Consider the following 9,946-nt stretch of genomic DNA (forward strand, 5'->3'; position numbering starts at 1 on the left):
GAAGGATCGGCAGGGCGCGATGGCGCCAGGCAGGCTCGAACGCCCGCGCAGGGTTCCCAGGCTCAACGATTGAGCCAATCGCGGTCATCCGCCCCGGAACGCCGACGACAGGAGGCCCGCACCGCGAAGGACCGCGCTCACGCCCAGGCAGGTCCAGAGGGCCTCACGGAAGCACGGCGCGCGGTTGCGATGAACAGGCGCGTGGAGATCGTCACCGCCGAGGCGAGCCAAAGCGGGGCAGACGGCGGGAACACGGCTTCAAGAGATTGCAGCGCTTCGCCGCTCCTCGTCCGACGCGCAGCCGCGCCGCTGACCGGCCACAATGTTCACTTGCTTGCCGAAACGGCCCGTCAATCCATTAGCAGGCTCCCAGCGGACGGTCGTCTGGCTGCCGCCCGATTGAAGTGTTTTGCCATCTGCGAGGCGGTCTGGTCCGGCAGATCAAGGATCGGATTGACGTCGACGTCGTGGATTTTCGGTGAGCCGCGCGGGCGAGAAGTGGGCTCCGGGACCACAGGCAACCGAGAAAGGACACCTGAAAGCGCTGGCGGTGTGTTAAGATCCAACAGTCAAGACCGATTCGGATTCTCGAATTGAAGCATTCGAGAGCCAACGCTTCGTGATTATATCGAATATTTTCTTGAGGCCCAACTAAGTAGCGCCTTGCGCTGCTGCAATTCGGGGACTCGATCGATGTCACAGCGCACCACCGACCGCATCGCCGTCGTAACGGCTGGGCTGTCTTCGACAAGCCCGCAAGAAGATGCGCGACTTGAGGCGCTGCGTATGCGGCTGGCCGAGGCGGGCGGCGCATCGGGGCCTGACGCGATCTCGCTGGCCCGCAGCCCCTTCGACCGTTCCGCCCGCATCGCGACGGCGGCGACGGCGCAGGCGCGCGACATCGAGCGGATGCTCAGGGGACGCGCCGACGCCGCGCGGCCGGCCGAGCGGGCGTTTCGGCGCGAGACGCCGCTGCGCGACGGCCGCGACCCACGGTCTGCGCCCGTCTGGGGTCGCGGCGGTCGGGTCGTGCGCAGCGAGGGACCGTTTGATGGCGAGGACGGCCGGCGCTTCTGGTTCGACTTCTACGCCGTGGCGGCCGATCTTGCGCCCGTCCATCTCGCTGGCGAAGACCGGCCCGCGCTGCTGGCCGCCGTCGGCGCGGCGCGCGCCGATGCGGTCGCGCTGCCGCCCGGCGGCGTGTGGGTCCGCGCCGACCTGCTCGCCGAGGGCGCGCCGGCGGACGGTTACTTCGGCCTGCGCATCGCGGCCGGGCGGCTGGCCTTCGACGCGACGCCGCGCGCCGAAGACGGGCGGCTGACGCTGCCGCCGCGGGCGGGCTTCCGGCTTCAGGTCACGCCGGACTATGACCGCGAGCGGCCGGCTGTGGAGCGCAGGCTCGGGGCCGATCTCGCCGCCGCCACGCTGTCCCTGCCCGAGCGGCTGGCGTTGACGGTCGCGCCGGGCGGGTTTGCATCGGTCGAGACCGGCGCCGCGTCGTGGCGGCTGTTCGGCGCCGCGCTGGACTTCGAGCCGCAGCCCGACGCCGCCGCCGTCTATCGCGACGATCTCAAGGCGCTGGTCCTGCCGCTTGCCGCAGCGGCGAAGGAGTTGGCGCTGCGCGAGAGCCTGTCGCCCTTCGTGACGCTCGGCGGCTCGGCGCGCATCGTCTCCGCCGGCTGGGCGCTGCCTGTGGCGACACTGGACGACCTGCCCGTCGAGCCCGACGGCGCGGGCGGGCTGACGGTGCAGGGCAACGCCCAGGTCACGCTGGACTGGGCGGGGCTGCAGGGCGGTCCCATCCGCCTGCCGTCGCCGGCGATCACGCTGTTTCCCGGGCTGCTGATCGTCAGCGACACGGCCGCCTCGAACCGCGACGCGCGCCAGCGGCTGCGGCTGTGGCGCGACGCGGACGCCCTGCACCGCTCTGAACTGCTGCTGCGCTACACCGACGCGTTCCGGCTGAGCTACGCCGTCAATCTCGACGGCGACGAGGCGGTGCTGACCGAGACCGACGCCGAGGGGCGCTGGGACCGGCCGGTCGATGTGCGAGGAACGCCGTTCCCGGTGCGCACGCTGCGGTCGCTGCTGCTGCTGCACGTCTCGGACGCCGGGCGCTTCGCGGCGCTGTTCGACGACGACATTCTGGTCGACGCGCTTGACCCAGCGGCGACATGGCCCGTGGCGCCCGGCGAGGCGACGGCGCTGGCGATCCGCAACGCGCTGTTCACCGTGACGCCGGTCAACAGCGTCTTTCTGTTCGCCGTGCTGCGCGACCCGGAGACGGCCGAGCGGGGGCTGCTGCTGCTGGCCTTCGGCCTTTACGGCGCGCTGCCCACGCTGCCCGACCCCTACGCCGCCAACCTGCGCTGGATGACCAATGACAGCAGAGGCGCGCGCGAAGCGGGCCGACCCCGCTCGCTGCTCATCAGCCGGACGGCGTGGACCAGCCCGGCGGAGGACGATGAGCCCGGCATGGTCGATTTCGGCTTCGATTTCGCGCCGCTGGCGGGGCAGGACGCGGTGTTCGCGCAATGGGCGGCGGCGGGATCTTCGGCGGGGGCGGTCCCGCCGGCGACGCCGGGGGCGGCCGCGCTGGCCGCCGCGGCGTCGGGCGCGGTCTTCGCCAACGCCGGCCCCGCCGCGTCGCGCGACGCCGACCGGGCCGCGGCCGTGGGCGCCGGGCGGCGCGACATCGAGTGGGACCGGCGCTTCCACCGGTTCCGCGACGAGCAGTTCGCGCTGGTCGACGTCTCCAGCAACGCAGACCAGATGGGCGTCAGCTTCGCCTGGTTCGATCCCGGCCGACTGCAGGACGAAGACCTCATCTTCTACCAGACCTTCCGCGCCAGCGCCGAGGCGCATCCCGACGGGGGCGCGTTTCCTGTGCGGGTGCAGGGTCTCGATCTCGTGTCGCAGGGGCGCTTCGTGCGCGGCTTCGCGCTGCCGCAAGTCAGCTGGGAGCCGCTGGTGAACCTGACGCCGCCGCAGGTTGCGGGCGATCCGCCGATCCTGTTCAACTTCTACCCGGACGATGGCGGCCCAACGCGGTTTCTGACCGACTCGGTCGATCTGGTGCCGATCGCGCCCCTGCCTGTGACCGAGTTTCTGGTCGAGGACTTCACAGCGCGCGACAATGGCTTCAGCGGCGCGCTGTTCACGCTGCCCTTCGGGCTGCGCGCCTTCGCGGAGCTCACGCGCCCCGCGCCCGGCGCGCCCGGCGCCGCGCTCGGCTTCAACCGGCCGGCCTATCCCGTAGCTGACGTGGTCGGCGGTCTGCAGCTGCGCGCCGACGCGCCGCCCCATCCCGCGCGCAGCGCGACGTTCCGGGGCGGGACGTTCCAGCTGAGCAACGTCGTGACCGCCACCGGCGCGCCCACCTTCGCCAGCACGCTGGGCGGGAGCGTCACCGGCATCTTCAACAGGGACTTCTTCGGCCCCCCCAACCCCGGGCTCAACAACCGCGGCGTGCCGCTGACGCGCATCGACTTCTCGGGTTACGGCGCCAATACCTTCAGCCACTGGTTCGACCCCAACGCCGCGATCGCGCAGACCAGCCAGACGCGCTTCGACATCTTCAACGGCCGCTGCGCGCATGAGCTGATCCAAGTGCGCAGCCTGGTCTATCCATGGGGCGTGCGGGTGGTGCGCACCATCACCATCTTCCGCACGTCCAGCGCCAACGTCTTCCGCTTCGACACTGGCTGGCAGGCGGAATCCGACGGGCTGTTCGACTTCCGCTACACCGCGCTGAACGCGGCCGACCAGCCGATCCAGGTGGCCAGCCCCTTCACCGTCCATCCCGGGCTGGTGAAGGGGCTGTTCAGGATCCGCAACATCGTCGAGACGCCGGACATCCCGCGCTTCGAGCAGGGCTGGTCGAAGCAGAACGGCGATCTGTACATCGACGGCGACGGGCGCCAGCAGGTCGTCAACGCGGCCACGGACGCGGCGTTCCGCAACCCGCAGGCGGTGCTGCAGCCGGTCTATTTCGACGCCGACGTGCAGGTCGAGGGGATCGTCGCCGGCGGCGAGGCGGGGCGGACAGCGGCGACAGGGGTGCTGGGTTTTGTGCAGCTGGCGCCCAAGGGCGAGCCGATCCCCGCAAGCCTGCTGGAGCAACTGCTAATCACGCAGGGCGGCGCGATCGGCGGCCCGGTGGACTGCGAGATCGACGTGCTGGGCAGCGGCCAGCGCATGCGCCTGACGCGGATCGAGGTCGGCGCAGCGCGCGACGCCGCGGACGGGCGCGTATTCGCGGGCGTGGCGCGCGGCGCGGTCGTGCTGCCGCAGGAAGGCTCATGGAGCGTCGTGGAGCACAATCAGGGCACCGGCGCGGTGGCGCCCGTGGGCGACGCGACGGGCGTGCCGGTCATCCGGCGCGGCGCGCTGGTCGATCCGGCCCAGCAGACCACCGACGCGGGCCAGGCCGACCGCGCCCGGCTGGCCAACCCGCGCGAGCTGATCCGCGTCGCCGACGCCACGACGCGCAACTACGCCTTCCTGCAGTCCACGGGCACGCAGAAGGCGCTGTTTCCGGTTCCCAGCTTCGAGCAGGGCGTCAACCGCCTGCTGGGCGAGACGCCGCGCTTCGCCGACGCCTATCGCATCCTGAACTCCGAGATCTTTCCCAACCTCGAGGACGCGCTGCCGCTGGCGCTCGGCGGCTTTCAGACGCGGATCGTCGCGCAGGGGTATCAGCTGATCGATCAGTTCGATCCGGACGCGGTGTTCGAGCAGGTGTTGCCGGACGGTCCTCTGTTCCTGATCAACGAGGACTTCATCAAGATCTACGTCGAGTACGCCAGAAAGGACACGGCCGGCGTCAAGCAGCAGGACGGCTCGCTGCGCTATGGCTTCGATGCGCTGGCGCAGGACGTCGCCGACAAATGGCTCAGCAAGGTCAACGACATCGGCATGGTGGTCGATCTCGGCGACCTGAAGCGCATCATGATCATCAAGGGGCGCTTCGACGCTGAGAAGGGCGCCGCGCCGACCTTCGCCGGCCCCGAGATCGAGTTCAGCGACGCGCTGCAGCCGATCATCGACATCCTGCAGATCCTCGCCGCGCTGAGCGGTCAGGACTACGCCGGCGCCTTCGCCAAGGGGCTCGAGGTCGCGATGTCGAACTCGGCCGACAGCTGGACCTATGCGTTCCACGCCAAGAAGGAGATCCCGCTCATCCGCTTTCCGCCGGCGGCGGTCGCGTCTGCGCTCGACCCGCTGAAGCTGGAGTGTCAGCTCGCGCTGGGGGTATATTTCAACGAGATCAACGTCTTCACCTCCGATCCCAAGGACCTGATCCCCTCCGCCGGCGCCTTCATCGACTTCAAGGGGCGGCTCTCGGTGATGTGCGTAAGCGTCGCGGCGGCGACGGTCTACGCCACCGGCTCGGTGGACCTGCGAACCGCGGCCGACATCAAGACCGGCCCGTCGCTCCTCATGAAGTTCGGATTCGGCTGCGAGCTTGTGGTGGGTCTGCCGGTGGTGGGCAACGTCTCGCTGCTCTACATGGTCGGCGTCGAGATGTTTCTCGACACCAGCCAGGTGACCGTTTCCGCCTTCCTGCTGTTTCGCGGCCGCGCCGAGATCCTCGGCGGCATCGTGACCGTCACCATCACCATCGAGGCGCGCGGCACGGTGCAGCGCCTGCTGACCGAGGACCGCACCAACATGAGCGCGCAGGTCTCGTTCGGCATCGACATCTCGATCTTCCTCGTCATCAACATCAGCTTCCACGAGAGCTGGCAGGAACAGCGTCAGATCGCCTGAGGGAGCGCGGCCATGGACACCTATCTCAGCCTGCTGCCCTTCCCCCAGCGCGTCGAAGGCGGGCGGATCACGCTGTCGGTCATGGTCATGCCGCGGCTGAGCGCGGCGTGGAACGGCGACCCGCTGTCGCCGGTGATCGCGGACTTCCCCAACCCCGGCGACACAACGCCCGCCTTCGCCGACGCCGACATCCGGCTGGAGGCGCGCATCCATGCGGGGCTGGAGGATTTTCCCACCGACGCGCCGGTGGACGCGACCGTCGCGCTGCCGGACGCCAGCGGCGTGCAGGCCGATGCGCGGACGCTGTTTCAGGAGATGGTCGCGCCCGTTCCCGGCCGCTTTCAGCTGAGCGCCGATCCGCCGCGACTGGCCGAGCCGGCGCGGCCGCAGATCTTCGTCAAGAAATACCTGCCGCAGAGCTATCGCGACGCCTTCCTCTTCACCGGGCCGCGTTCGCCGCAGGCGGTGACCGACGACAGCTATCATTGCGCGATGAAGGGCGGCGCGGCGTTCAACCCGAATTTCCAGATCACGCCGGACACGGTCAGCTGGGGACAGATCTACGCCTACTGCCTGCGCCACCCGCTGCTGGCGCGTCGGCTGGGACTGATCCGCGAGACGACCTTCGCGGCGCCGCCGGGCGTCTTCGACGATGGCGGCTTCCTGTTCGTGGGCCTGGTCCCCGACAGCGCCTATCGCGCGCAGGCCGACGCCGACGCCGCCTTCGTCAAGCGCTACGCCGCGCGCATCCCGCGGCTGCAAGCCGGGGCGGCGCGGCAGCTTTTCGCGCCGGTGCTGTTTCCGGTTCTGATCGACGATCCGCTGATCCCCGGCCCGCCACCTGCGCCGGGCAACTTCGACGGCGTGTTCGCCGAGGCGGCGAGCTTCGACGACGGTTTCGTCAAGATCGTGCATGCGCGCCAGCCGGTCAGCCAGAACCTGCTGATGGAGACGCCCGACGGTTTTCCGCCGCTGAACGACACGGGCGTCTCGATGGGCGGCGACGACGACGATCTGGTGATCCGTCAGAACCGCGCGCTGATGGAGGATCCGTCGGTCCCGCCCGCGCCAGGCATGCCCCAGCGGCTCGACGCGCCCTCGGGCGTCTTCGCCTATCGCTTCGACGTGCGCGCGGTCGGGCAGGCGGCCTGGACCTCGCTGACGCGGGTGCGCAGCCGCGCGCCCCTGACCATCGGCGCGGTCGACCTCGGGGTGTTCGAGGGCGAGCTGGGCGTCGAGGCGCACCCCGCCCAGTTCGACGGCGACCAGGTCGCCGGCCAGTTCTGGCTGCCGATGTATCTCGCCCACTGGACGGGCGGCTCGCTGGTGCTGCCTGACGAGACGGCGGCCGACCTCTACATGACCGAGCAGGAGGTGCGGGGGCAGGCCGCGCTCGGTCGCCTTTATGAGCCGATGGGCCTCGACGCCACGCCCCTGCGCTACGGCGCGAGCTATGAGATCCGCTGCCGGCTGATGGACCCGACCGGCGGGGGGCCGGCGCTTGACGACGAGCCGGTGACCGAGGGCGCGGCGCCGATCGCCGCCCTGCCCTTCCGTCGCCACGTCGCGCCGCAGCCGGTGCGCGTGGCCGGCGCCCCGACGCTGCCCGAAGACCCGCTCGACACCTACTTCGCCGGCGACGCCCTCTCGGTCGACCGACCGCTGCTGAACTATCCCAGCGTGGTGTTCACCGGGAAATACGCCGATCCGATCCCGCTGCTGCAGGCGGCCTCGGTCGCGCTGCAGGGGCAGGAGAGCTTCGGCATTCCCGACCCCGACGCGACGCGGCTGCGCATCGACGTGGAGGTGCGCGGGCTGAAGCTCGACAATGCTCTGTCGTTGAGCGGGCGCGAGCCGTTCTATCGGCTCTACACCACGCACCGCGATTTTCCGGTCGATTTCGCCGCGACGCTGACCCTGCCGCTGGCGTTCCGCGACGCGGCGACGTTGCGCTACGGCGATCCCAACGACCTTGGCGATCTGGGCCTGTCGGTCGCGGAGATTGACGCGCTGGCCGAAATCGTGCTGCCCACGGCGCGCGAGATCCGCCTGACGCTGCGCGCCGTCGGCGACCCCGACCCGGCCTATTTCGCGCCCGGCGCCGATGTCGGGCGCCCGCTGCAGATCAAGCTGCGGCGCGAGTCGACGGACGAGCGCGGCCTGCTGGCCGAACTCGCGCCCGCCGAGAGCATCCGCGGGATCTATCTGCAACCCGACCCGCCCGAGCTGTTCGACGGCCGGCTGCAGTCGCGCCTGTTCCGCCGCCGCCAGACGACCGAGCGCCCGACCATGATCCAGCGCCTCGCGCTGGCGCTTAGGCTGGAGCAGAAGGGCCTGACGCTGGTCGGCCGGCGCGGCGAGCGCGTCGTCTTCGGCTGCTCGCGCCGCATCCGCCACACGCTGGCGCCCGACCAGTCTTCGCTGACGCTGGCCGGCAGGGACGAACTGCTGAACCACTGGATCGTCGCCCTGACGCTGCGTCTCGACCGCGACTGGAGTTGGGACAACGCGCGCAAGGTCGCCTTCGAGATTTTCCGAGAGCAGCGCTTTCTGGCGGATGCGGAGATCGACGACAACGACGGCGGGCCGGTCGGCGACATCGAGATCGACCAGACCATCGACAATCTCGCGCTGGCCGATCCCGACCGCGCGTCGACCCGGCTGGTGTTTCTGGACGCAGTGGAGCCCAAATCGGCCCGCCCGCGCGCCGGCGCGCCGGGCGAGGCGCGCTTTCCCGACGAGATCGCGCTGGACTACCGCATCGAGACGCGCTTTCGCGCGGCGCCCGAGCAGGCCGACCCGCCGCGCGCCTATCAGCTGCGCCTGCCCGTGACCACGCGCCCGGCGCAGGTTCCGCGACTGGTCTCGGCCGGTGTGGCGCTGTCGGCCTATCGGCGCGACGCGACCTATGCCGCGACCGAGCCGCGCCGGCGGTTTCTGTGGCTGGAGGTCGAGGAGCCGGTCCGCGACCCCAACGACAGCTATTTCATCCGCCTGCTGGCCTATGGTCCCGACCCGCTGCTGAGCGACAACCGGTTGGAGACCTTCGCCGCGCCCGAGGAGCCCGAGATCGCGCTGGACCCCGAGCTGATCCGCGTGATCGCGCCGGGGCAGAGCGACGATCAGGCGGGGCTCGCGGCGATGCAGCCGATGGAGCGGGCGAGCGGAAGCGACCGCCATTTCCTCGTCCCGCTGCCGCCGGGGCTGGGCCCGGACGCGCCGGAGCTGTTCGGCTTCTTCACCTACGAGATCCGCGTCGGCCACGCCGGGGTCTGGTCCACGGCGCAGGGTCGTTTCGGCCGCCCCCTGCGGACGACGGGCGCCCAGCATCCCGCCCCGACGCTGTTCTGCACCGTGTTCCGCGACCGGGCGCTGCTGCGGGTGGAGGCGCCCTTCGCCCAGGCGGTGCTCAACGGCAAGACCATCACCGCCGAACCGCCGCGGAGCGAGCTGTGGGCGCTGCTCTATGCGCAGGTGAAGCAGGCCGACGGCAAGGACTGGCGCAACATCCTGCTGGACGATCGCAAGCTGCGAGTGCTGCCGCGGGTGCGGCGACGCGTCGAGGACCCCGCCGGCAACCTGTCGGTCGCGTTCCAGAACGTCGATGCGCCCGCCCGCGGCGCGACGGCGTGGACCGACGCCGAGGTCAGGATGCTGTTGCGCGTCCTCGGCCTGCCCGAGGACGCGCCGCTAAGCGCGCTGTGCGTGGAGGTTCTCCCGTCGCTGAGAAACTTCCGGGGCCGCGACGAGGACCCTGACCGCCCGGCGCCGGCGGGCCTGTCGCAGGCCGGCGCGCTCAGCACGCTCGCCGTCGCCGCGCGCGCGCCGGCCCCGCCCGCCGAAGATGACGGCGTGCGGCCGCTGACCGACGAACTCGGCCATTTCCGCATCCTGCGCACCTCCCCGCTGACCCCTGCGCCCGCCGTCTGCTGAAGGATCCATGCTGTCATTCGGCAAGGGGTTAAGGCGCCGACCTTCCTCATGCGGCATTGAGCTTGTGGTATCCGAAGGAGACACTCACCGGTGCTTGTTCATTTTTGGGGCTGTATCCCGGTGAACGAATCCGCTCTCGCGGCAACTGTCAATGGACACCCAGTCTTACGAGTTAGCGCGACACCCAGTGTTACGAGGTTGAGCGCGACGGTAGCGGGCGCGGAGGGCGCGCTGACCGCAA

At 70.4% G+C, this 9,946-nt stretch carries 2 protein-coding genes; both read left to right on the forward strand.

Going from position 1 to position 9,946, the window contains the following annotated elements; translation table 11 throughout:
• The first annotated feature begins 786 nt into the window (after nt 1-786).
• Nucleotides 787-5,772: a hypothetical protein gene (locus tag BLW43_RS19755; protein ID WP_093256097.1), complete on the forward strand. Its 4,986-nt coding sequence runs from the start codon at nt 787-789 to the stop codon at nt 5,770-5,772.
• 12 nt (nt 5,773-5,784) lie between these two features.
• Entirely contained in the window at nt 5,785-9,705 is a 3,921-nt protein-coding gene (locus BLW43_RS19760) for a hypothetical protein (RefSeq protein ID WP_093256099.1), read from the forward strand.
• The last annotated feature ends 241 nt before the right edge of the window (nt 9,706-9,946 follow it).

The organism is Rubrimonas cliftonensis, assembly GCF_900107585.1.
Lineage (GTDB): Bacteria > Pseudomonadota > Alphaproteobacteria > Rhodobacterales > Rhodobacteraceae > Rubrimonas > Rubrimonas cliftonensis.